Origin of the sequence: Acidovorax sp. Root267 (assembly GCF_001429215.1) — a bacterium.
GTDB lineage: Bacteria > Pseudomonadota > Gammaproteobacteria > Burkholderiales > Burkholderiaceae_C > Acidovorax > Acidovorax radicis.
In genome coordinates, this window is record NZ_LMJC01000034.1 from 148489 (window position 1) to 170895 (window position 22407).

The window sequence follows — 22407 nt, forward strand, 5'->3', positions numbered from 1 at the left end:
GTGGAACGGCCACGCCTTGCCAGGGTCTGACCAGCATGACATACACACTCGCCCGCCTTATTTCTGTCGCGGTTCTGGGCGCCGCGGTAACCGGCTGCGCCACGGTGCCGGGTGACCCGTATTACGAGCCAGCGCCGTACCGGGTCTACGAGCAGCCAGGCTACATCCACAGCAACGCCCCCCCGGTGTATTCCAGTCCACAGCCGGTTTACCCCGCTTATTCCGCACCCCCTCCCGTCATTTACTACGGCGGACGCGACCGGGATGACCGCTGGGAGCGCGACCGCAACCGCGGTGACTGGAGAGAGCGGGAACGCGAACGGGAACGTGCCGAGCGCGACAGGCAGGCCCGGGAACGCGAGCGCGACCGCCGCGACCAGCAGGCCCGCGAGGCCGACCGCCGCCAGCGCGACCGTGACCAGGCCCTGCGCGACCAGGCTGAACGCGACCGCCGTGCCGCCGACGACCGCCGCAACCGCGAAGCCCAGCCCGGCCGCATGGCACCAGGCAGCTACACGCCGCACCCCCAGGACTGGCGCTCCCGCCAGCAGTCCAACAACCCCGACAAGCCCTGACCAACCCTGGCAAAGGGTGAGAGGGGCGAGCCCACTGCCACCTTTTTAGCCTCCTTGGCTGCAACAATGAGCATCCCGATCCGCCATCTCGTTCCATTCCTGTGTGTGTGCGCTGCCTGGTGGGGCGCAGTGGCCCACGCACAGGTGGTGCGCTGCACAGATGCCCGCACCGGCAAGGTGACCTATACCGATGGCGCCTGCGCCGGCGGCTCTGCGGCACGCGAGGTGGAAGCGCGCAAAACACCCGAAGAAATCCAGCTGGATCGCGAGCTTGCCGCAGAGGCGCTGGAGCGCAAGCAGCAGCGGCTGCAGGCCGAGGCCACCGCCGCAGAGACCGAGGCGCGCCGTAACGCCGAGCGGGATCGGGCACGCGCCGCACAGGCCGCTGCAACCGCCCCCCAGCCCCAGGACTACGCCCGCTCCCCGGAATGTGCGCGCTCGCGCCGCAATTTCGATATGGTGGCGGCAGGCCTGTCGCGCTCGACCCATGAACAGGAACTGCGGCTGGAAGCAGCCCAGCGGCAGGTGGACCTGGACTGCCTGGGCCCCCAGGGCTATGCCGAAGTCGAAAAGGCCCGTGCCAACCAGCCGCGTGTCGTGGTGGTTCCGCCCTCCAGGCACCGCCCCCTCTACCCCGACCCGTTTCCCCAGGCAGGCACCCCGCAACCCCCGCCACGGCTCACGCAGTGTGGCGACTTTCGCTGCACCGACAACCTGGCCAACACCTATCCCCGCGCAGGCCCGGGGCGGTTTCCTGGGCCCGGCGGGGTCTGCCGCTCGAACGGCGGCCAAGCACCCTGCTGATCCAGCAGGCCACCCGCAAAAGGCCTTACCTCACAGGCCCCCTCGCAACCCCTCGGCCACGCTGGGGTAGCACAGCCGCACACCCAGCTCCCTCAACATGCGCTGATTGTCGAGTCGGCGTGACTCGCTCATGAAGCTCAGCAGCATCAGCGACAGTTGCTCCTGCGCAGCGCTGCGCGGCACACGCGGGGGTCGCGGCAGGCCATACAGGTCGGCGGCCAGGTCAAAGTAGTCGCCCATCTTCATGTGGGTGGAATCGCTCACGTTGTAAGTGCGCTGTGGCCGCCCTTTCCACAAGGCGGCCATGCAAGCCCGCGCCAGGTCATCGGCATGGATGTGGTTGGTATACACGTCGTCCTCGGGCACGAGCACCGGTGTACCCCTGCGCAGGCGGGCCTCGGGCGTGCCACCTTCGCGGTCCGGCGCGTAGATGCCCGGGATGCGCAGCACGCTGGCCCGCACTCCGGTACGGCCCAGGTGGCGCACGGCACCTTCAGCGTTCACCCGGCGCTGCGCCCGCGGAGTGCCAGGGGCTACGGCCCGGGTCTCGGGCACCAAGGCACCCTGGCAGTCGCCATAGACCCCGCTGGTCGAGGCATAGACCAAGGACACCGGCAGGCTGCGTTGCCGCAGCATGCGGGTCAGCGCCACCGTGCGCGGGTCCAGCCACCAGGCACTTCCTCCAGCCCCTTCGCCCGGCGGGGGGGCGAGATGCAACACCCGGGTGGCCACGCCCGACAACCGTCGCACTGTGGTTGCATCGTCCAGGTTGCCCACCAGTGGACGAACTCCCAGCTTGCGCAGCCCCAGCACCCGGGTGGGACTGGACGTGAGTGCCAGCACCTGCAAGCGCCCGGCGCCAGGACCGGTGTTCAGGTCGCGCGCCACACGTTGACCCACATCACCGCACCCTACGATCAACAGGCGTTCGCGGCGAAAGCGCGCTGGCAAGGCGCCGAGGGGGTTTTGGTTTGAGGGCAAAATCGGTTCCGTTTGCTTAGCTTGAGACGATTCCAAGGATACCCACAACATGACCAGCGCCGAGGCTGCCCCGACTGCAGCGTTCCAGATCACCGTGCAGCCCAGCGGCCGCGCTTTCAGTGCCAATGCGGGCGAGGCCATCCTGTCCGCCGCCATCCGCAGCGGCGTGGGCCTGCCCTATGGCTGCAAGGACGGCGCCTGTGGCTCGTGCAAGTGCAAGAAGCTCAGCGGCGCCGTGCACCACGGCGAACACCAGTCCAAGGCACTGACAGCCGACGAAGAGGCCGCAGGCCTGGTGCTGACCTGCTGCGCGCAGCCACTGACCGACGTGGTGCTCGAATCACGCCAGGTCACCGACGAAAGCGCCTACCCGATCAAGAAGATGCCGGTGCGCGTATCGACGCTGGAGAAAAAATCGCACGACGTGATGCAGGTGCGCCTGCAGCTGCCCGCCGCCGACACCTTCCGCTACCACGCGGGCCAGTACATCGAATTCATCCTGCGCGACGGCGCCCGCCGCGCGTACTCGATGGCCAACGCACCCCACACACAGGCCGAGACGCCGGGCGTGGAGCTGCACATCCGCCACATGCCAGGGGGCAAGTTCACCGACCATGTGTTTGGCGCCATGAAGGAAAAGGAAATCCTGCGGGTGGAAGGCCCCTTCGGCAGCTTTTTCCTGCGCGAGGATTCCAACAAACCCATCGTGCTGCTGGCCTCGGGCACGGGCTTTGCGCCCATCAAGGGGCTGATCGAGCACATGCAGTTCAAGGGCATCACCCGCCCCACCACGCTGTATTGGGGTGGCCGCCGCCCGGGTGATCTGTACCTGCACGACTGGGTGCTGGCCCGTGCGGCCGACATGCCCCACCTCACCTACGTGCCCGTGGTGTCCGACGCCTTGCCCGAAGACGGCTGGACAGGCCGCACCGGCTTTGTGCACCAGGCGGTGATGGACGATGTGGCCGACCTCTCGGGGCACCAGGTGTATGCCTGCGGCGCCCCCATCGTGGTCGATTCCGCGCGTGCGGCCTACAGCACGCAGCGCGGCCTGCCAGAGGAAGAGTTCTATGCGGATTCCTTCACCTCCGAGGCAGACAAGCACGGCGGTTGACCGGGGCGCGCATGCCGACCACCCCGGCTGAGCCAGCGGCCCCTCCTCCTGCCCCCCCGCCTCCCCAGGGGGGGCGATCGCGCTGGCGCAATGCGCTGCGCGGCACGGGCCCCATGGCGGCCGTGGTGGGGCTGGCGGTGCTGCTGGTGCTGGGGGCCGGTGAATGGGCGACCCGCAATGAACTCGACAACCAGTGGGACAACCTGCGGCGCTCGGGGGAGGTGCAGGCCCTGGCCCTGCGCGGCGTGGCCACCCGATACAGCTATCTGCCCTTCACAGCAGCACAGCAGCCGTTGATTGCCGAGCTGCTGCACCACCCCGGCGCGCAATCACTGCGCAACGCTGCCAACGCCTACCTGCAGGCCATAAACGCCAATGCAGGCTCGGACACGCTCTACGTGATCAACACCGACGGGCTCACGGTCGCCTCCAGCAACTGGGACACGCCCACCAGTTTCGTGAACCAGAACTACGGCAACCGTCCGTATTTCCGCGATGCGCTGCAAGGGCAGCCTGGGCGGTTCTACGGCGTTGGCAAGACCACCGGCGAGCCGGGTCTTTTTGCGTCGGCACCCGTGGTGGAAAACGGCCGGGTGATCGGCGTCGTGGCCGTGAAGGTGTGGATGCAGCCCATCGTGGACACCTGGGCGCAACTGCGCGACCCGGTCTTTGTGACCGATGAGCGTGGCATCGTCTTCCTCGGCTCCGTATTCCCCTGGCTGTACAAGACCACGCGCTCACTGCCCGAGCAGGACGTGCAACAGGTGCAGTTCGACGAGCAGTATGGCGCGCGCTGGGCACCACAACCCGTGCCCTGGAAAACACTCCAGCGCGACAGCCAGCCTGGCACCGAGATTGTCGTGCCCGGCACCGGCAAGCGCTATCTGGCCTTTGAAGAGCGCCTGCCCGACCTGGGCTGGACCCTGACCCTGACGGCCGACAGCAAGGCCATTGCCCTGGCCCGGCAGCAGGCCTGGGCGCTCGCCAGTCTCGCCTCTGGCCTGCTGGTGCTGGGCGCGCTGTACTGGCAGCTGCGCGAACGGCGACTGGCCGAGAACCGCCAGGCCCGCATCGAGCTGGAACAGCGTGTGCACGAACGCACCTACGCGCTGCAGCAGGCGCAGGCGTTCAGGCAGTCGATGGAAGACTCGTTGCTGGTCGGCATGCGCGCCCGCGACCTCGAGGGCCGCATCGTCTACGTGAATGCCGCGATGTGTGACATGGTGGGCTACGCTGCCTCCGAACTCATCGGCTCCCTGCCGCCCTACCCCTACTGGCACCCCGACGACCTCGATCGCCACTGGAACGACAGCGACACTGTGCTGGCCGGCAAGGCCTCGCCCCAGGGCCGCGAGAACAGGTTGCGGCACAGAAACGGCTCCGACGTGCACACCATGTTCTACACCACACGGCTCATCGACGGCAACGGCCAGCACATTGGCTGGATGAGCTCGGTGGTGGACATCACCGCCCAGAAGCGCGCCGAAGAACAGCAGCAGCAGCGCGAGGCCCAACTGCAGCGCGTGCAGCGCGTGATCACCGTGGGCGAGATGGCGTCCACCCTGGCGCACGAGCTGAACCAGCCGCTGGCAGCCCTGGTCAACTATGCGGCCGCAGCGCGTTCGCTGGCCGCACAGGGCAAAACCGAACTGTTGAACGACAGCCTCACCGCGCTGTCCGCCCAGGCCCTGCGCGCAGCCGACATCGTCGGGCGCATCCGCCGCTGGGTGCGCCAGCATCCAGAGGCCCGCGAGCCCTGCGACCTCAATGCCGCCGTGGACCAGTCGCTGGGCCTGCTGCTGCGCGCCGAAGCACGGCGACACGGGGTGGCGGTGCGCCTGGACCTTGCCCAGGGCCCGCTGCACGTGAATGCCGACCGTGTGCTGCTCGAACAGGTGGTGCTGAACCTGGGCCTCAATGCCTTGCAGGCCATGCAGACGCACGCCACGCCCCCCACCGAGCACGAACTGCTGTTGCGCACCACGGCCGATGCAAGGTTTGCCAGCCTCGAAGTGCTGGACCGGGGCCCCGGCCTGGCGCCCGAGATCGCCGAGCGGCTGTTCGAGCCCTTCTTTACCACCCGCTCCGACGGCTTGGGGCTGGGCCTCAACATCTGCCGCTCCATTGTGGAAAGCATGGGCGGCGAATTGCGGGCCAACAACCGGGACGGTGGCGGCGCGGTGTTTGAAATCCGGTTGCCCCGCCTCTCCTCCCCGCCATGACCGACAGCCCCCTGATCCCCGCCCCCCCCAATGTTTACGTCGTGGACGATGACGAGGGCGTGCGCAACTCCCTGGCCGCCCTGTTGCTCGCTGGCGGTCATATGCCGCGCACGTTTGCCAGCGGTCCCGAGTTCCTGGCCAGCGCCGACCTGGCACACCCTGGCTGCGTGCTGCTGGACCTGCGCATGGACGGCATGAGCGGCCTGCAGGTGTTCGATGCCCTGCGCGAACGCGATGCCGTGCTCAAGACCGTGTTCCTGTCTGCCCATGGCGAGTTGGCCTCGGCCGTCGCCGCCGTCAAGCAAGGTGCGGTGGACTGGCTCGAAAAGCCCTGCGACGAACAAACCCTGCTGGCCGCCGTGCTCAAGGCTGCACGCCTGTCACAGGAAACCGCACAGCACGCCCGGCGGCGCAACACCTTGCGGGAGCGCTGGAACACGCTGAGCCCCCGCCAGCAGGAGGTGGCGCGCCTGCTGGCCACCGGCATCAGCAGCAAGGAGGTGGCCCGCGCCCTGGCCCAGCTGGACCCGGAACGCCCCATCGACCCGCGCACGGTGGACACGCACCGCTCCGCCATCTTTCTCAAGCTGGACATCCGCTCGTCGCATGAATTGGGGATGCTGGTGGAAGATTTGGGGCTGGCAGACGGCGCTTCGCGCACGACATGACCGGCCTTCCACCGGTTTTCGTAAGCAGTCTTATTATTTTTTGCACAATGGCACCATGAACCGCAGAAACCACCTCATCGCCAGTGCCGCTGTTGCAGCGGCTTTTTCATCCCCCTTCGCGGCCTCGGTCGCGCTTGCGCAGGACTCCGGCCAGCCCATCCGCCTGATCGTGCCCTATGCCCCCGGCGGGCCCATTGACGTGACCGCCCGTGCGCTGGCCGAGCGCGTGCGGGAGTCGCTGGGCACAGTGATCATCGACAACAAGGGCGGCGCAGGCGGCAACATCGGCGCCGACGCCATTGCCAAGGCCGCGCCAGACGGCCTGACCATCGGCATCGCCGCCACGGCCACCCACGCAGTGAACCCCTGGCTGTATTCCAAGATGCCTTACGACGCGGCCAAGGATTTCGCGGCCATCACGCAGATGGTGCGCGTGCCCAATGTGCTGGTCATCAACGCGGCCAAGGCCGAGCAGCTCAAGATCCACACCGTGGCCGACCTGATCGCCTACGCCAAGGCCAACCCCGCCAAGCTCAACTACGGCAGCGGCGGCAACGGCAGCGCCGGCCACCTGGCGGGCGAGATGTTCAAGCAGCGCGCAGGCATCTTTGCGCTGCACATCCCCTACCGGGGCGCCAATCCTGCGCAACTGGCCCTGCTGGCGGGCGAGGTGGACTTCAACATCGACAACCTGGCGGCCGCCGCGCCCAACATCCGGGCGGGCAAGCTCAAGGCCTTGGCGGTAACCTCGCTCGACGCCTCGGCCTCGCTGCCGGGCGTGCCACCGCTGTCTGCCACGTTCAAGGGCTTTTCCATCGACACCTGGTGGGGCCTGGTGGCGCCTGCGGCCACGCCCAAGCCCATCATCGACAAGCTGAACAAGGCATTTGTGGCAGCCCTCAATGCGCCCGAGACCAAGACCCGCTTCGGCGCCCTGCTGGCCGAGCCCGTGCCCACCACCCCCCAGCAGTTCGACAGCTTCATGGCCACCGAGCGCGCCAAGTACCAGCAGGTGGTGAAGGCCTCCGGGGCGAAAGTCGACTGACCCCCTGAGCGGCTGCGCCGCTTCCCCCAAAGGGGGGACGCACCCGCTGGACCGGCGAAGCCGGATCCACGGGTGCACTGATGGGCGCCGCGCCGGGAATGACGGGTGAGGCTGGTTTTGAATAAAAATAGCCTCCAGCGCTTATCCATCAAGCGCAAACAGCTATTAAACAGATAGCAAATCTATGCAATGCGGTGAAACTGCCGCCGGTAGGCCGAAGGTGCAATGCCCACGCTGGCCGAGAAGTGCTGCCGCAACGACACCGCCGAACCAAACCCCGCTTCGACGGCCACGGCTTCGATGGACTGGTCCCCGCCCTCCAGCAGGCGCTGCGCGAGGGCGATGCGCTGGTTCTGCAGCCACTGGCCCACGGTGGTTCCGGTGGACTGCCGAAAGCGCCGGGTGAAGGTGCGCGGGCTCATCACCGCGCGCTCGGCCAGGGCCTCCAGGGTGTGCGTCTCGTGCAGGTGCTCGCCCAGCCACTGCAGCAGCGGTGCCAGCCGGTCGCCGCGCACCGACGGCGCCACCGGCTGCTGGATGTACTGCGCCTGCCCGCCCTGCCGGTGGGGCGCGACCACCATGCGGCGCGCAGCGCGGTTGGCGGCCTCAGCCCCATGCTGCTGGCGCAGAAGGTGCAGGCAGCAGTCGATGCCCGCCGCGGTGCCAGCTGACGTGAGCACCAGTCCGTCCTCCACGTACAACACCTCGGGCCTGAGCTGCACCTGCGGATAGCGCCGCGCGAATTCCGCTGCCAGCGCCCAATGCGTGGTGGCGGCCCGGCCATCCAGCAGCCCTGCGTCGGCCAGCACGAAGGCCCCCAGGCACAAGCCCACGATGCGCGCCCCTCGACGGTGCGCGGCCCGCAGCGCGGCCCGCAACGCAGGGGGCACAGGTGCCAGGTCATCGCGCCACGAGGGCACCACGATGGTCTGCGCACGCTGCAGCACCTTGAGGCCATGGCCCACATCGATGCCAAAGCCAGCGGAGGTGCGCAGCGGGCCGGGTTCCACTCCACACACCACCAGCCGGTAGCGGTGCACGCCCTCTGCCGTGCGGTCCTCGCCAAAGACCAAGCAGGGCACCGAGAGGTGAAAAGGGCTGATGCCGTCAAAGGCCACCACCGCGACGGTATCCGGGACGAGGGGGGAAACAGGGCGGGTGTCAGGTTGGACAGGGGTGGGCATGATGGCCTGATTCTATCGATGAGTGTCAATCAAGCCACTTTCGACAACTGGCCGAAGCGCGAACAATTCACCCTATCCCTTCCACACAACCCACTTTTTTCTTCATCTTCCAAGGACCGTGACCATGACCTCTTCCACCACCGCCCCCCGCCGCGCCCTGATCGTCATCGACGTGCAAAACGAGTATTTCGCGGGCGGCAACCTGCCCATCGAATACCCACCCGTGGCCGACACCCTGCCCAATATCATCCGTGCAATGGATGTCGCCCAGGCCGCGGGCGTGCCCGTGGTGGTGGTGCAGCACACCGCGCCGTCGGGTGCGCCGGTGTTCGACAAGGCCACCGAGCGCTGGCAGCTGCACCCCGAGGTGGCACGCCGCCCCGCCGACCACCATATCGAGAAAAACTTCGCGAGTGTCTTCACGAACACCGGCCTGGCCGAATGGCTGACAGAGCGCGGCATCGACACCCTGACCGTGGTGGGCTACATGACGCACAACTGCGACGCCAGCACCATCTACGAAGCCTCGCACCGGGGCCTGGGGGTGGAGTTTTTGAGCGACGCAAGCGGCGCCCTGCCCTATGCCAACGCGGCAGGCAGCGCCAGCGCCGAAGAAATCCACCGCGTCTTCAGCGTGGTGTTCCACAGCAACTTTGCCGCCGCCGCTTCGACCCGCGACTGGGTGGCGGCCGTGCAGGCCGGCCAGGCTTTGCCCAAGGACAACGTGTTTGCGTCGAACCAACGCGCTAGAAAGGGGTAACCCCCAGAAAGAGCAGCCCCCTGAGTCGCCTGCGGCGCCTCGGTGCCACCGCCGCTGCGGAGGCTGCGTCTCTTCGGGCACACCCAAGCCTGCGCAGGCAGGCTTGGAGCCGCAGCCCTCAACCCAGAGGGAGAGAGCCACCTGTGGCCTGGCGGAGCCGGTTCCACGGCGGCACGGGGGTGGGCTGCGCCAGTTGCCGGCGACTGCGATGAACGGGTGCAGTGGATGGGTGAGAAATGCCATTCGTCCAACGGCAGGCAACCAAAAATTCAGGTATTTTTGGCCTCTAGCGCTTATTGAGAAAGCGCCAGTAGCTCCTATTTCAGGAGCAACCTACACCGGCGTCAGGTCTGCCGCCCAGTGCGGCCCTTCCAGCACGTGGATGTCTTGCGTCGCCACGGCCTGCAGCCACGCGGCATCCACGCGCTCCGGTGCCAGGTCGGCCAGCGGGCGCAACACGAACGCGCGCTCGGCCATGCGGGGGTGGGGCACAGCGAGTTCGGGGGTGTCGATGACCTGGCCGCCGAACCACAGGATGTCTAGGTCGAGCGTGCGCGGAGCGTTGCGGTAGGGGCGCTCACGACCGGCGGCTTGTTCGATGGTTTGCAGGGCCTTCAGCAGCGCCTGGGGCGCCTGCGTGGTAGCCAGCTCGGCGACGGCGTTCAGGTAGTCCGGGCCTCCGGCATCGACCGGTGCGCTGCCGTAGAGCGGCGACACACGCAGCAACTGCGTGCCGGGCAACTGGACGATGGCAGCCAGGGCGGCGCGCAGGGCGGCCCTGCGGTCACCCAGGTTGGCGCCCAGGCCGATGAATACGGATACTGCGGGGCGGTCCCCCTCGGTGCGGTCATTGACGCGATCCACCCCGGAGTTGGGCCACTCAGCCACGGACACTGCCAAGGCTTGCTGCGTCACTCGCCCGCAGCGGCGGGTGCGGCGCCTTCGCCACCACCGGCCCCGCCCGGCTTGCGACGGCGGCGGCGGCGCTTCTTGGGGGCGCTGCCTTCGTATGGAAACGCGGCGTCGCCGTCGGCTGGTCCGGCATCTGGCGCAGCACCTTCGGCACTTGGCAGACCGCGCGGGTCGGCGGCAGGCGCGGCGCGGGGCACGCGCTTGACCACGGGTTGGGCCTTCTGGCGAGCCTTCTGCTCTTCGCGGGCCTGGTCCATCAGGTCTTCGCGGCGCTCGTCGTCGGCCGCCTGGAAGTCCTGCCACCATTCGGCCAGCGCCTCTTCGACCTCGCCCACATCGGCGCGCAAGCGCATGAAGTCGAACCCGGCACGAAAGCGCGGCTGCATGACCATGCCAAACGGCGTACTGCCCACGCGCTTTTCAAAGCGGGGCTGCATGACCCAGATCTCGCGCATGTCGGCCGCCAGCTTGCCCCGGCCGGACACGTCGCCAATCCGCTTGTCGAACACCTCGTCGATGGCCTCCTGCAGCGCAGGCAGGGGGTGTTGGCGCTGGTTCAGGCGTTCCGTCCAGCCATTGCGCACGTCTTCCCACAACACGCAGGCCAGCAAGAAGCTTGGGGCCACGGGCTTGCCCTCGTTCACGCGGCGGTCGGTGTCCACCAGAGCGGCTTTGACAAAGGCGCTGTCGGCGCGCTCCACGGCCACATCCAGCAGTGGGTAGATGCCCTTGGCCATGCCCAGCTTGCGCAGCTGCTCGATGGTGGCAATCGCGTGGCCCGTCTGCAGCAGCTTGAGCATTTCGTCGAACATGCGGCTTTGGGGCACCTCGGCCAGCAGCGTCTGCGATTGCACCAGCGGGGCAGCGGTCTTGGCTTCGATGCTGAAGCCCAGGGCACTGAGCTTGGCCGCAAACCGCACGGCGCGGATGATGCGCACCGGGTCTTCGCGGTAGCGTGTGGCGGGGTCGCCAATCATGCGCAACGTCTTTTTCTTCGCGTCCTGCAAGCCCTTGTGGTAATCCACCACGATCTGGCTCACCGGGTCGTAGTACATGGCGTTCACGGTGAAATCGCGCCGCGTGGCGTCTTCGTCCTGCGGGCCCCAGACGTTATCGCGCAGCACGCGGCCACTGGCGTCCACGGCATGCTGCATGCCAGACAGCTGGGCCTTGCTGGTCTTTTCGTTGCCGGCCACCTGGCCGGCGGCGGCGTTGTCGAGGTAGGCACGGAAGGTGGAGACCTCGATCACCTCGTGTTCGCGCCCCCGGCCATGCACGACGTGCACGATGCGAAAACGCTTGCCGATGATGAAGGCGCGGCGGAACAGGCCCTTGACCTGCTCGGGCGTGGCGTTGGTGGCCACGTCAAAGTCCTTGGGGCGCAGGCCCAGCAGCAGGTCGCGCACGGCACCGCCCACGATGTAGGCCTCAAAACCTGCCTGCTTGAGCGTGGCCACCACCTCGGCGGCGCGGCGGTCCACCAGCTCGGGGTTGATGCCGTGGACCGAGGCAGGCACCTCTTCGCGCTTGCCGAAATGGGGCTTTCCGCCCGAGGTGCCGGGCGTCGATTTGCCCATCAATTTGTCTAAGAACTTCTTGATCATGGAGTGAGAGTATTCAGGAGATCTGGCACGAAACGGCGGCTGGAGGGGGCTGAAAAGCGCTCAGAGGCTGAGAGTTTTTGAGCCGAGCCCGAAAGGCGCGCGAAACCACCTCGGATCTAGGCGCAAAGCACAGCCATAGCTCGGGCTATGGCGAGCATTTGCAACGACGAGCCGGGGCGTTTTGGCGTGCAAGGCGGGCATGGGTAAAAGACTCTCAGCCTCTCAGGCAGCAGGTGGTGCAGGCGTTTCGGCATCGGCCGCAAACAGGTCCAGTATGCGCCAGCCGCGCTCCTGGGCCAGCGCGCGCAGGCGGGGGTCGGGGTTGGTGGCGACCGGGTGGTTCACCTTCTCCAGCAGGGGCACGTCGTTCATGGAATCACTGTAGAACGTGCTTTCGACATCGCCCCAGCCCAGTTGCCGCTCGGCCAGCCATTGTTCCATGCGCCGCACCTTGCCTTCGCGCATGGTGGGAATGCCATCGATTTCGCCGGTGTACCAGCCACTGGCGTCGCGCGCCAGCTGTACGGCCAGCAGTTGTTCCACGCCCAGCGCCCGGGCGATGGGCGTGGTCACAAACTCATTGGTGGCGGTGACGATCAGCACTTCGTCGCCAGCGGCCTGATGCTGGCGAACGAGGTTGAGCGCCTGGGGCTGGATGGCCGGGCCGATCACATCCCGCATGAATTGCAGGTGCGCCGCAGCCGCCGCCTCGGGGCCGCGCAGGCGCACGGCCTCGGTGGCAAAACGCACATAGTCATGCACGTTGAGTGTGCCCGCCTGGTAGTGGGCATAGAACTCGTCGTTGCGGCGCGCGAACTCCACGGGGTCATTCCAGCCGATGCGGATGGTGAACTCGCCCCACTCATAGTCGGAGTCAAGCGGGAGCAGCGTGTGGTCGAGGTCGAACAGCGCAAGCCGCAGGCGGGGTTCAGAAGTCATTCGGGTTCACAAATAAAAGGAATGCATGGACCGGCATCATTCCGATTCCAGCATCGTCTTGAGCAAGGGAATCGTGATGGCCCGCTGGGTGCGCAGCGCAAAAGCGTCGAGCTGGTCGAGCAATTGCATGAGGCTGCCCAGATCGCGCGAGAAGCGGTTGAGCATGTAGTCCATGACCTCATCGCCCAGGAACACGCCGCGGGCGTCGGCCTCCTGGCGCAGCACGGCGCGGCGCTCGGCCTCGCCCAGCAGCTGCAGCTGGAACACATGGCCCCAGCCCAGGCGGCTGCGCAGGTCGTCGCGCAGGGGCAGGTCGGCAGGTGGCAGGTTGCCAGCGGCCAGCACCCAGCGCTGACTGCCGCTGGCGGGGCTGATGGCGTTCACAAACCAGTTGAAGGCCGTGGCCTGCTGGGCGGTGCTGTACAGGTGCACATCGTCCATGACCACGGCAGCCCAGTTCTCGTCGAAATCCGGGGGCTCGGCCACCGAAGGGTCCAACCAGCCCACGCTGGAGCCCTGCTCGCGCACGGCCTGGCGCACGGCCTGAAGCAGATGGGTCTTGCCACTGCCCGGCTCTCCCCACAGGTAGGTGGGCACTGGCGACCGGGTGGCCTCGCTGCTGCCCGCACCCGCTGCCAGGCGCAGGTGTTGTAGGGCCGCCTCATTGGGGCCCGCATGAAACCGGGCCAGCGTAGGCCCTGTGGCCAGGCCAATGTCCAGCGCCAGCTGCTTCATCATGCGCGGCGCCCTGGCAGCAAGGGCAGGCCCGAGGCAGCAGGAGCAGGAACGGTGGACAACAAGGGGATCGGCAGCTGCATCACAGGTGAATTGGAAGGCGCCTGGCCGTATGTGACTGCGGCGGGGCGCCGCAAAAAAAGTGCTTCGGGCGCGTTGTCGCAACGCATCCTCTTCTTGCAAAGAGGTTTGGCGACAATGGGCGCGATTTTAGTCTGTGGCAAATGCCCTGCGCCAACCGTCCGGCCCCGCCTTGGGAATCCACCCTCCCATGCCCCTGTCCCGCCACAGGAGTCCCTGAGGTGAGTCAGCCTGCCGATGGAGCTTTCATCGCATTTTTCCCGGCCATTGCAAGGCCCGCAACGAGCCCAGCGATGTTCCGCTTCAAGCGATCGCCTCCCAGCGACCTGTGCGCTCGGACAGCCAGAGGGCATCGATCACCCGCGCCTGGGCGACCGCATCCTCCAGTCCTCCGGCCTGCGGGCTTGCACCATCGCGGACGCGGCGGCAAAAGGCCTCGACCTGCAGCCGGTACTGGTCGGCCGCTGGCAGGGTTTCGACAGTGACACTGCTGCCATCCAGAAGGCCTCCCTCGTCCAGCGCCAAGTGCATCTGCTCGCCCCGGGCTGCATTGAATGGAATGAACAGCTCGATGCGGCCAAGGGTACCCACCACCTGCACCCTTTGAAACCGGACGCTTTGCGTCGATACCGTGAAATTGAGCTGCCGTCCGGCGCCAAAATCCAGCAACGCGCTGGTGAGCCGGTCGGTCCCCAACTGCGGGTCGCGGTCGACCAGCGAGACCGCCCGCCGAGGCTCGCTTTCAAACAGATAGCGTCCGGCCAACACCGCATAGCAGCCGATGTCGTAGAGCGCCCCGCCCCCAATACCAGGCTGGTTGCGGATGTTGCCTGGATCGTCATTGAAGTACGAGAAAAACACCTGCACCGCCCGCAATTCGCCGATGCGCCCGGCACGCACAAGCTCCCGGGCTCGCCGCCACTGGGGATGGTGGCGCACCATGAAAGCCTCTTCAATGTGCACCCGGGCCGATGCAGTTTGCAGTGTCTCGGCCTCGGCGGCGGAGAGCGCCACCGGTTTCTCGCACAGCACGTGCTTGCCCGCAGCCGCCGCCTGCAGGGTGAGCGGCACATGCAGATGGTTGGGCAGCGGGTTGTAGACGGCCTCGATAGCCGGGTCGGCCAGCAGCTCTTCGTAGCTGCCGTAGGCCTGGGCAATGCCCAGGGACCGCGCAGCCTCCTGCGCGGGAGGCAGGGTACGCGAGGCGATCGCGCGCAGTTCGACCAGCGGGCTGGACAACATCGCAGGGATCACATGCTGGACACCGATCTTGGCCGTGCTCAGCACGCCCCACACCACAGGTTTCATGGGTACCCCCGGTCCTGGTGATCCATCAGAGATAGCTGTTGAGCAGGTTCTCGAGCAACTCCTGCCGCCCGGAAACTGGCCGTGTGTCCTGGTTGCGCTCCAGGGCGCGCGCCGCCACCTGGTCCAGCCCGAGCCGTCCGCCCAGCAGATCCTGGCCAAACGCCTCGCCCCAACCCGCGTAGCGGACATCGACATGGCGGGCCAGGCGCCCGTCCGTGATCATTTTCTCGGCAATCAGCAACGCCCGGGCTGAAACGTCCATACCGCCGATGTGGCCGTGGAACATGTCCTCGGCATCCAGCGACTGGCGCCGCACCTTGGCGTCGAAGTTGAGGCCCCCGGTGGTAAAGCCGCCGGCCTGCAGGATCAGGTACAGGGCCAGCGCGGTCTCGGGGATGTTGTTGGGGAACTGGTCGGTGTCCCAGCCGCACTGCATGTCGCCGCGGTTCATGTCGATGGAGCCGAAGATGCCCAGGTCGATGGCCGTGGCGATCTCGTGCTCGAAGCTGTGCCCCGACAGCGTGGCGTGGTTGGCCTCGATGTTGACCTTGATCTCCTTGTCCAGCCCATAGCGGGCCAGAAACCCGTAGACCGTGGCGGTGTCGAAGTCGTACTGGTGCTTGGAGGGCTCGCGCGGCTTGGGCTCGATGAGGATGGTGCCGGTGAAGCCGATCTTGTGCTTGTACTCCACCACCATGTTCAAGAAGCGCCCCATCTGGTCCAGCTCGTGGCCCACGCGGGTGTTGAGCAGGGTTTCGTACCCCTCGCGGCCGCCCCACAGCACGTAGTTCTCTCCGCCGAGCTTGAGCGTCGCGTCCATCGCCTCCTTCACCTGCAGTGCGGCCAGCGCAAAGATTTCGGGGTCGGGATTGGTCGATGCGCCCGACATAAAGCGCCGGTGGCTGAACAGGTTGGCCGTGCCCCACAGCAGCTTCACGCCCGTCTGGGCCTGCTTGGCCTGCAGCACTTCCACCATCTCGTGCAGGTACTTCACGCTCTCGCGGGGCGTGCTGCCTTCGGGCGCCACGTCGCGGTCGTGAAAGCAGTAGTACGGCGCGCCCAGCCGGGCGAAGAAGTCGAACGCCGCGTCGGCTTTCAGGCGCGCGGCGGCCATGGGGTCGGCCACCTGCTGCCACGGGCGCTCGAAGGTGCCGTCGTAGCCAAAGGGGTCGAACCCGTTCCAGCAGAAGCTGTGCCAGTAGCACACGGCAAAGCGCAGGTGGTCTTCCATGCGCTTGCCCAGCACCAGGCGGTCTTTGTCGTACCACTTGAAGGCCAGCGGGTTGGTGGAATCGGGGCCTTCGTAGGCGATGGGGGAAATGTCGGAGAAGTAGGTGCTCATGGTTTTCTCGGCTAAGGACGGAACATGGCTCAGGACAGGCTCGGGACAACGCTCGGGGACATCAGGGCCTGCGGTACAGGCTGCGAAACAAGGCGTGGCGCGGCGCCAGCAAGGCGCGCTCGGCAGGATCAGGCAGGTAGACGGTGTCGATGGGCGGCGGCAGGCACACCCACTCCAGGGGTGTGCCGACGCTCAGGGCGCCCAGGCGCGCGGCACCCAGCGCGCCGCCCACGGCCGAGCCGCCGTGGGTCACGATCTCCACGTTCAGCGCGCTGGCCAGCATCTGCGCCCAGAAGGCGCTGCGGGCGCCACCGCCCACCAACGACAGGCGCGACACCTCGCTGCCGGCGGCATGCAAAGCCGCCAGGCCGTCCCGCAAGCCAAAGCTCACGCCCTCCATCACCGCATAGCCCAGGCGTGCGGCGTCCGTGTCCATATCCAGCCCGTGGAAGCTGCCGCGCACCCGGGCGTCGTTGTGGGGCGTGCGCTCGCCGCTGAGGTAGGGCAGAAACACCGGCGCTGCCTCGCGGTCCTGGGCGCTCAGTGCGGCGGCGCGTGCGGCCACCTCGCCCGCGTCCGCAGCGCCCAGCAGGTGGGCCACCCACTGCAGCGCGCTGGCGGCGGCCAGCATCACGCTCATCTGGTGCCAGCGGCCCGGCACCGCGTGGCAGAACGCGTGCGTGGCACTGGCGGCATTGGGCTGGTACTGCGGCGTGACCACAAACAGCACGCCGCTGGTGCCCAGCGACAGGAACCCCTGGCCGGGCTGCACCGCGCCCATGCCCACGGCGCTGGCGGCGTTGTCGCCCGCGCCACCGGCCACCACTGTGCCGGGCCGCAGACCCAGCGATTGCGCCACATCGGTCCGCAGGCGCCCGCTCACTGCGCTGCCCTCCACCAGGCGCGGCATGTGCTGGCGCGACAGGCCGGTGAGCGCCAGCAGTTCATCCGACCAGTCGCGGCGCTGCACATCGAGCCACAGGGTGCCGCTCGCGTCCGACAGGTCGCTCACATGCTCGCCGGTCAGCATCAGGCGCACATGGTCCTTGGGCAGCAGCACCTTGGCGATCTGCCGGAACACCGCGGACTCGTGGCGCGCTACCCAGCGCAGCTTGGGGGCCGTAAAGCCGGGCATGGCCAGGCTGCCGCCCAGACCGCTCAGCGCCGGCAGCTCGCGCATCATCTCCGCGCACTCATCGGCGCTGCGCGTGTCGTTCCAGAGGATGGCCGGGCGCAGCACGCGGTCGTGTGCATCGAGCAGCACCGCGCCATGCATCTGGCCCGACAGGCCGATGGCCTCGGTGGCTGCGTATTCCTCCGGGTGCACGGCCCGCAGGCTGGCCAGGGCGTCCTGCGTGGCGACCCACCAGTCGGCCGGGTCCTGCTCGCTGTGGCCGGGGTGGGGGCGTGACACCGACAGGGGCGCGCCCGCCGCCCCCAGCACCCGCTGGTCCGGGCCGAGCAACAAAGCTTTCACTTCCGAGGTGCCGATGTCGATGCCGATGTACATGGTGGATGGATGCGTTCAGTGAAGAAGGGCGGGCGGTGTGGCGCCTGCCGGTGGTGGGGCCAGGGCCCGGTCATCGGCCCCCGTCGCGGCGACTGCCGGCGCGTGCATGGGCCGCAGCTCGTGGTGCAGCACCAGCGCGGCCGCGCCCACGGCCGAGGCCAGCAGGCCGTAGCGGGCTGCGCGCACGGCGGGCGCCGCCACGCCGGCACTGGCTGCGTAGGCATCGAGCGTGTCGCGGGCCTGCTGCACGATGCCGGGGTGCCGCTCGCACGAGGGCCCGCCCACCACCAGGGCGCCGGGGTTGAAGGTGGTCCAGAGGTTTTGCAGTACCACGCCCAGGAACACGCCGCCGCGCGCCGGGTCGCTCTGGCGCTCCAGCGCCCGGGCCCCGAAGAAGGTCTCGGCGCACCCCCTGCGCCCGCAGGAGCACGGCGGCCCGTCGATCTGCAAAATGCTGTGGCCGATTTCGCCGGCCATGCCCTGCAACCCGGTGAACAGCCGGTCGTTGAGCACAATGCCCGCCCCCACGCCCACGCCGCAGGTCACGAAGATCAGCGAGTCCGTCGCGTCCCCGTCCGCAAACTCGTACTCGCTGAGCGCGGCGGTGTCCGCCTCGTTCTGCACATGCACTGCCACCGGCGGGCTGCCCGCGTCGGCCAGCGCACGCGTGATCAGCGGCAAAAAGGCCACGTCGCGCCAGCCCAGGTTGGGCGCAAAGCGGATGGTGCCGGTGGCCTCGTCGAACGCGCCGGGCACGCCGATGCCCACGCCCGACACCGTGACCGGCCTGGCCGCCAGCTCGGCCTGCGTGCGCACCACCAGCGCCGCCACCTGGCGACACACGGCGGCGGGGTCGCGGTCGGCCAGAGGCTCCTCGGACGCGCACAGCACCTCGCCGGTGACCGACACACCCACCACCCGCAGTGACTCGACGCCAATCTCCACGCCCACCATGGCGCGGCGGCTGCCGTCCAGGCGCAGCGGTGTGGACGGGCGGCCCATGCCTTGCGCGGCGGCCAGCCCGGTTTCGGCGAGCCAACCTTCGTCGATCAGTTCCCGCACCAGCAGGCTCACGGTGGATTTGGTCAGGCCGCTCTCGCCGGCCAGTTGGGCGCGCGAGAGGCTGCCGCGCTGGCGCAGCAGCCGCAGCAGGACGCTGCGGTTGATGCGTTTGACAAGTTGCTGGTCGCCGGTGGTCTTCATGCGGGTGTGGTGGAAGGCGCGGGCTCGCCGAGGCGGTGGGCCTGCGCTTTTCCTTCGGGTTGTTTGCCTGCGATGATCATGCCCAGAACCTCGTCCTCGGTGACATCAGTCGTGCGGTAGGCGCCCACCATGCGCCCGTTCTTCATCACCGCCAGGCGGTCGCTGAGCCCGAACACGTCGGGCATGTCGTGGGTGATCAGGAAGATGCCCACGCCGTCGGCCTTGAGCTGGCGCACCAGGCGGCCCACCATGGCGGTCTCCTCGGGGCCCAGCGCGGCGGTGGGCTCGTCCATGATCAGGATACGGGCGTTGAAGTAGATGGCGCGCGAGATGGCCACCACCTGGCGCTGCCCGCCCGACAGGCGCCGCACCGGCGTGCGCACGTTGCGGAAGTTCTTGTTCAGGCGCTCGAAGACCTTGCGGGCTTCGGCGTCCATGCGGTGGTCGTCCAGCGTGTTCCAGCGGGTGAGCAGCTCGCGGCCCAGAAACAGGTTGGCCACCGCGTCCAGGTTGTCGGCGAGCGCCAGCGTCTGGTAGATGGATTCGATGCCCAGCCGCTGCGCGTCGGCCGGCGTGCGGATGTGGGCGCTCTGCCCCTGCACCAGCACCTCGCCGCTGTCGATGGGGTAGGCGCCGGCCAGCATCTTCATCAGCGTGGACTTGCCCGCGCCGTTGTGCCCCAGCAGGGCCACCACCTCGCCCGGGTACAGGTTGAGGCTGACGTCGTCCGCCGCCCGCACGCCGCCGAACGACTTGCGGATGCCGCGCATCTCCACCAATGGCGCGTTCATGCGGTGTCTCCCGTCAGGCGGCGGTAGACCACGTCAAACACCACGGCCGCGATCAGCACCTGCCCGATGATCACGTAGCGCAGGCCGATCGAGATGTCGAGCAGCAAGAGCCCGCTGTCGATGCTCTGCATGATGAGCGCCCCCAGCACCGACCCCAGGATGGAGCCGCTGCCGCCTGCCAGCGCCGTGCCGCCGATCACGGCCGCCGCGATCACGAACAGCTCCATGCCGGTACCCAGCGAATTGGTGCCTGCATTGAGCCGCGCAATCGAGACCATGGCTGCAATCGTGATGAGCACGCCCATCAGCGCAAACAGCATCAGCGTGACGCGCCGCACCGGAATGCCGACCAGGGCTGCGGCCTCCGGGTTGCCGCCGATGGCGAACACGTAGCGCCCAAAGCGCGTGCGCCGCACGATGAACGACAGCACCACCGCCACGCCGCCCCAGATGAGCACGGGGATGGGCACGCCCTGCGGCGCATCCTTGGTGGGTATCTGGTACGCGTTCATCGTGGCGACAAAGCCCACGGCGATCACGGCCGGCACGGCTGCCACCAGCGCATCGAGCCACAGCGCGGGGTTGGGCACACCGTACGACGCCTTGGCCCGGCGCCGCAACCAGGTCTTCAAGCCCAGCGCCACCACCAGCACCACGGCCAGCACCCAGCTGGCCTGCACGCCGATGGCGCCATCGAAGCCGCCGCCCAGGCGCTGAAAAAAGCTGTCGCTGACCGGCTGGGTCTTGCCGTCGGCCACCATGAAGGCCGCGCCGCGAAACGACATCAGCCCGCCCAGAGTAACCACGAAGGACGGCACCCCCAGCATCGCCGTGAGCGCGCCCTGGTAGAGCGACACGCCGATCGCCACCGCCAGCCCGGCCAGCGACGCCGCCACCCAGTGCCAGCCGGCGGTGTACATCAGCGTGGCGATCAGCACGCCGACAAAACCCATCACCGAGCCCACCGAGAGATCGATGTGGCGCGCCACGATCACCAGCACCACCACCGTGGCCACGATGCCGACCACGGCCGTCTGCTGGGCAATGTTGTAGAGGTTCTCGGGCGACAGGAACAAGCCGCCCGAGAGGATGTTGAACACGATGGCGGTGACCATCAGGACAGCGCCCATCAGCACCAACCGCCAGTCGATGGCCAGTTGCCTGAGGGCATGGGGAACAGGACTCACAAGCGCACTCCGCCAGAAATGAGAAGGGACCGGGTTCAGGCCTGCCCGCCGCGCACGGCAATGCCCCGCTCCCGGTCCGGGAGCTTCAAAACATGTTGTTCAGCAGCCGGGCGGCACGCAGCGCCGCGCCGGGCTCACTTGCAGGCGGCGGGCGCCTTGGCAGCGTCCACGCCCTTGCACAGTGCATCCTTCTGGATCCAGCCGGCCTTCACCACCAGATCGAGGTTCTTGGCAGTGATCGGCACGGGTTTCAGGAACTGCGCCTGCAGCGACACCTTTTTCTCCCCGCCGTTCCAGGTCTGGGCGCCCGCCACCTTCTGGCCCTTGGCCAGCGCGACGGCTGCTGCGGCGGCGTCGCGGCCCAGGTCGCGGGCGTCCTTCCAGACCGACACCGTCTGCGAGCCCTGGGCCACGCGGTTCAGTGCAGCATGGTCGCCATCCTGGCCGGACACCGGGATGCCCTTGATGCCCTTGGCCGTCAGCGCCGCCACCACACCGCCGGCCGTGCCGTCGTTGGAGGCCACCACGGCGTCAATCTTGCCGCCGCTCTTGGTGATGATCTGCTCCATGTTCTTTTGCGCGACCTCGGGCTTCCAGCCTTCGGTGTATTCCTCGCCGACGATCTTGATGTCGCCCTTGGTGATGGCCGCCTCGATCACCTCCTGCTGCCCGCCGCGCAGGAAGTTGGCGTTGGGGTCGGTGGGCGATCCCTTGATCATCACGTAGTTGCCCTTGGGCTTGGCCTCGAACACGGCGCGGGCTTGCATGCGGCCGACCTCGACGTTGTCAAAGGTGATGTAGAACACACCCGGGGCCTCGATCAGGCGGTCGTAGGCCACGACCGGGATCTTCTGCTGCGCGGCCTTGTTGACGGCTGGCAGGATCGCGTCCTTGTCCATCGCCAGCACGATCAGCACCTTGGCGCCTTTGGCGATGAGGGAGTCGACGTCGGACAGTTGCTTCTCGGGCGACCCGCCCGCATCGGCGCTGATGTAGCTGGCGCCCAGCTTGGCCAGTTGGTCCTTGATGGCTTTCTCGTCGGTCTTCCAGCGCTCTTCCTGGAAGTTGGACCAGCTCACGCCCACCACCTGGGCGAACGCACTGGCGCTAGACAGGCCCAGCACCAGGGCTGCCAGGGCGGTCAAGGTTGTCTTCAATTTCATTCTTGTCTCCATTGATTGGCCTCGTGCGGGCCTTGGTTGGTGTGAACGACGTTGACTGTCGCGCCGCAATCCCTCTCGCTGAACCCTGCAGGCTTCAGTCCGCCGCAGGCGTTTTCCGGTGCCAGGCAACGACTTCAACCCGACATAGTGCGGACGACGAACTAATTATGAAAGGATCGTACGGGTGCACACATCCGGGCAAACCCGACATAGTTTGATGAGTGAACTTATTAGTTGAGCAGCGATAAAAAGTGCAGCCATGGATGTCACGCCCGGCCT

Annotated in this window: 20 protein-coding genes; 7 read left to right on the forward strand and 13 right to left on the reverse strand. The window is 67.6% G+C overall.

Annotation, left to right across the window (positions count from 1 at the left end; all coding sequences use genetic code 11):
- Positions 1-35: 35 nt before the first annotated feature.
- Both ASE39_RS25225 and ASE39_RS25230 read left to right on the forward strand, forming a co-directional pair.
- Positions 36-575: a hypothetical protein gene (locus ASE39_RS25225; RefSeq protein WP_029413205.1), complete on the forward strand. Its 540-nt coding sequence runs from the start codon at positions 36-38 to the stop codon at positions 573-575.
- Positions 576-641: 66 nt separating this feature from the next.
- Positions 642-1379 (forward strand): DUF4124 domain-containing protein, encoded by a 738-nt coding sequence (locus ASE39_RS25230; RefSeq protein WP_057272926.1) that lies wholly within the window; start codon positions 642-644, stop codon positions 1377-1379.
- A 30-nt stretch (positions 1380-1409) separates the two neighbouring features.
- Here ASE39_RS25230 and ASE39_RS25235 read toward each other — a convergent pair whose 3' ends face one another.
- Positions 1410-2360 carry an SDR family oxidoreductase gene (locus ASE39_RS25235; protein WP_057225387.1) on the reverse strand — a complete coding sequence of 317 codons (951 nt, stop codon included), beginning with the start codon at positions 2358-2360 and terminating at the stop codon, positions 1410-1412.
- A gap of 49 nt (positions 2361-2409) precedes the next feature.
- On the opposite strand from ASE39_RS25235, the gene ASE39_RS25240 reads away from it, so the two are divergent.
- From ASE39_RS25240 to ASE39_RS25255, 4 genes are read left to right on the forward strand one after another with little or no spacing between them, the layout of a single operon-like run.
- Positions 2410-3474 (forward strand): CDP-6-deoxy-delta-3,4-glucoseen reductase, encoded by a 1065-nt coding sequence (locus tag ASE39_RS25240; RefSeq protein ID WP_057225385.1) that lies wholly within the window; start codon positions 2410-2412, stop codon positions 3472-3474.
- Positions 3475-3485: 11 nt separating this feature from the next.
- Positions 3486-5696 (forward strand): PAS domain S-box protein, encoded by a 2211-nt coding sequence (locus ASE39_RS25245; RefSeq protein ID WP_057272970.1) that lies wholly within the window; start codon positions 3486-3488, stop codon positions 5694-5696.
- The gene (locus ASE39_RS25250; RefSeq protein WP_010459259.1) at positions 5693-6364 is read left to right on the forward strand and encodes a response regulator; all 672 of its coding nucleotides are present in this window, start codon (positions 5693-5695) and stop codon (positions 6362-6364) included. Before ASE39_RS25245 ends, ASE39_RS25250 begins: the two co-directional genes overlap by 4 nt.
- A gap of 55 nt (positions 6365-6419) precedes the next feature.
- Entirely contained in the window at positions 6420-7409 is a 990-nt protein-coding gene (locus tag ASE39_RS25255) for a tripartite tricarboxylate transporter substrate binding protein (RefSeq protein WP_029413200.1), read from the forward strand.
- A gap of 182 nt (positions 7410-7591) precedes the next feature.
- Here ASE39_RS25255 and ASE39_RS25260 read toward each other — a convergent pair whose 3' ends face one another.
- A complete protein-coding gene (locus tag ASE39_RS25260) occupies positions 7592-8593 on the reverse strand; it encodes a helix-turn-helix domain-containing protein (RefSeq protein WP_057272927.1) in 1002 nt (333 codons plus the stop codon).
- Between the two features lie 124 nt (positions 8594-8717).
- Between ASE39_RS25260 and ASE39_RS25265 the strand changes: the two genes are divergently transcribed.
- Positions 8718-9353 (forward strand): cysteine hydrolase family protein, encoded by a 636-nt coding sequence (locus tag ASE39_RS25265; protein WP_057272928.1) that lies wholly within the window; start codon positions 8718-8720, stop codon positions 9351-9353.
- 333 nt (positions 9354-9686) lie between these two features.
- Here ASE39_RS25265 and folK read toward each other — a convergent pair whose 3' ends face one another.
- From folK to xylF, 11 genes are all read right to left on the reverse strand, one after another.
- Positions 9687-10217 carry a 2-amino-4-hydroxy-6-hydroxymethyldihydropteridine diphosphokinase gene (folK, locus tag ASE39_RS25270; RefSeq protein ID WP_057272971.1) on the reverse strand — a complete coding sequence of 177 codons (531 nt, stop codon included), beginning with the start codon at positions 10215-10217 and terminating at the stop codon, positions 9687-9689.
- Positions 10218-10264: 47 nt separating this feature from the next.
- Positions 10265-11869 carry a polynucleotide adenylyltransferase PcnB gene (gene pcnB / locus ASE39_RS25275; protein WP_057225379.1) on the reverse strand — a complete coding sequence of 535 codons (1605 nt, stop codon included), beginning with the start codon at positions 11867-11869 and terminating at the stop codon, positions 10265-10267.
- Between the two features lie 222 nt (positions 11870-12091).
- Complete coding sequence (locus ASE39_RS25280; RefSeq protein ID WP_057225377.1) at positions 12092-12808, reverse strand: HAD family hydrolase; 717 nt, start codon at positions 12806-12808, stop codon at positions 12092-12094.
- 36 nt (positions 12809-12844) lie between these two features.
- The gene (hda, locus tag ASE39_RS25285; RefSeq protein ID WP_010459245.1) at positions 12845-13543 is read right to left on the reverse strand and encodes a DnaA regulatory inactivator Hda; all 699 of its coding nucleotides are present in this window, start codon (positions 13541-13543) and stop codon (positions 12845-12847) included.
- Between the two features lie 384 nt (positions 13544-13927).
- A complete protein-coding gene (locus ASE39_RS25290; RefSeq protein WP_057272929.1) occupies positions 13928-14932 on the reverse strand; it encodes a Gfo/Idh/MocA family oxidoreductase in 1005 nt (334 codons plus the stop codon).
- Between the two features lie 25 nt (positions 14933-14957).
- Complete coding sequence (xylA, locus tag ASE39_RS25295) at positions 14958-16274, reverse strand: xylose isomerase (RefSeq protein WP_057225373.1); 1317 nt, start codon at positions 16272-16274, stop codon at positions 14958-14960.
- Between the two features lie 61 nt (positions 16275-16335).
- On the reverse strand, positions 16336-17784 hold the full coding sequence (xylB, locus tag ASE39_RS25300) for a xylulokinase (protein WP_057272930.1): 1449 nt from the start codon (positions 17782-17784) through the stop codon (positions 16336-16338).
- 15 nt (positions 17785-17799) lie between these two features.
- The gene (locus ASE39_RS25305; RefSeq protein WP_057272931.1) at positions 17800-18987 is read right to left on the reverse strand and encodes an ROK family transcriptional regulator; all 1188 of its coding nucleotides are present in this window, start codon (positions 18985-18987) and stop codon (positions 17800-17802) included.
- Positions 18984-19778 (reverse strand): ATP-binding cassette domain-containing protein, encoded by a 795-nt coding sequence (locus ASE39_RS25310; RefSeq protein ID WP_057272932.1) that lies wholly within the window; start codon positions 19776-19778, stop codon positions 18984-18986. The genes ASE39_RS25305 and ASE39_RS25310 overlap by 4 nt, the downstream gene beginning before the upstream one ends.
- Positions 19775-20965: an ABC transporter permease gene (locus ASE39_RS25315; RefSeq protein WP_035197422.1), complete on the reverse strand. Its 1191-nt coding sequence runs from the start codon at positions 20963-20965 to the stop codon at positions 19775-19777. The genes ASE39_RS25310 and ASE39_RS25315 overlap by 4 nt, the downstream gene beginning before the upstream one ends.
- A 134-nt stretch (positions 20966-21099) precedes the next feature.
- Positions 21100-22128 carry a D-xylose ABC transporter substrate-binding protein gene (gene xylF, locus ASE39_RS25320; RefSeq protein ID WP_057225367.1) on the reverse strand — a complete coding sequence of 343 codons (1029 nt, stop codon included), beginning with the start codon at positions 22126-22128 and terminating at the stop codon, positions 21100-21102.
- Between the last annotated feature and the right edge of the window lie 279 nt (positions 22129-22407).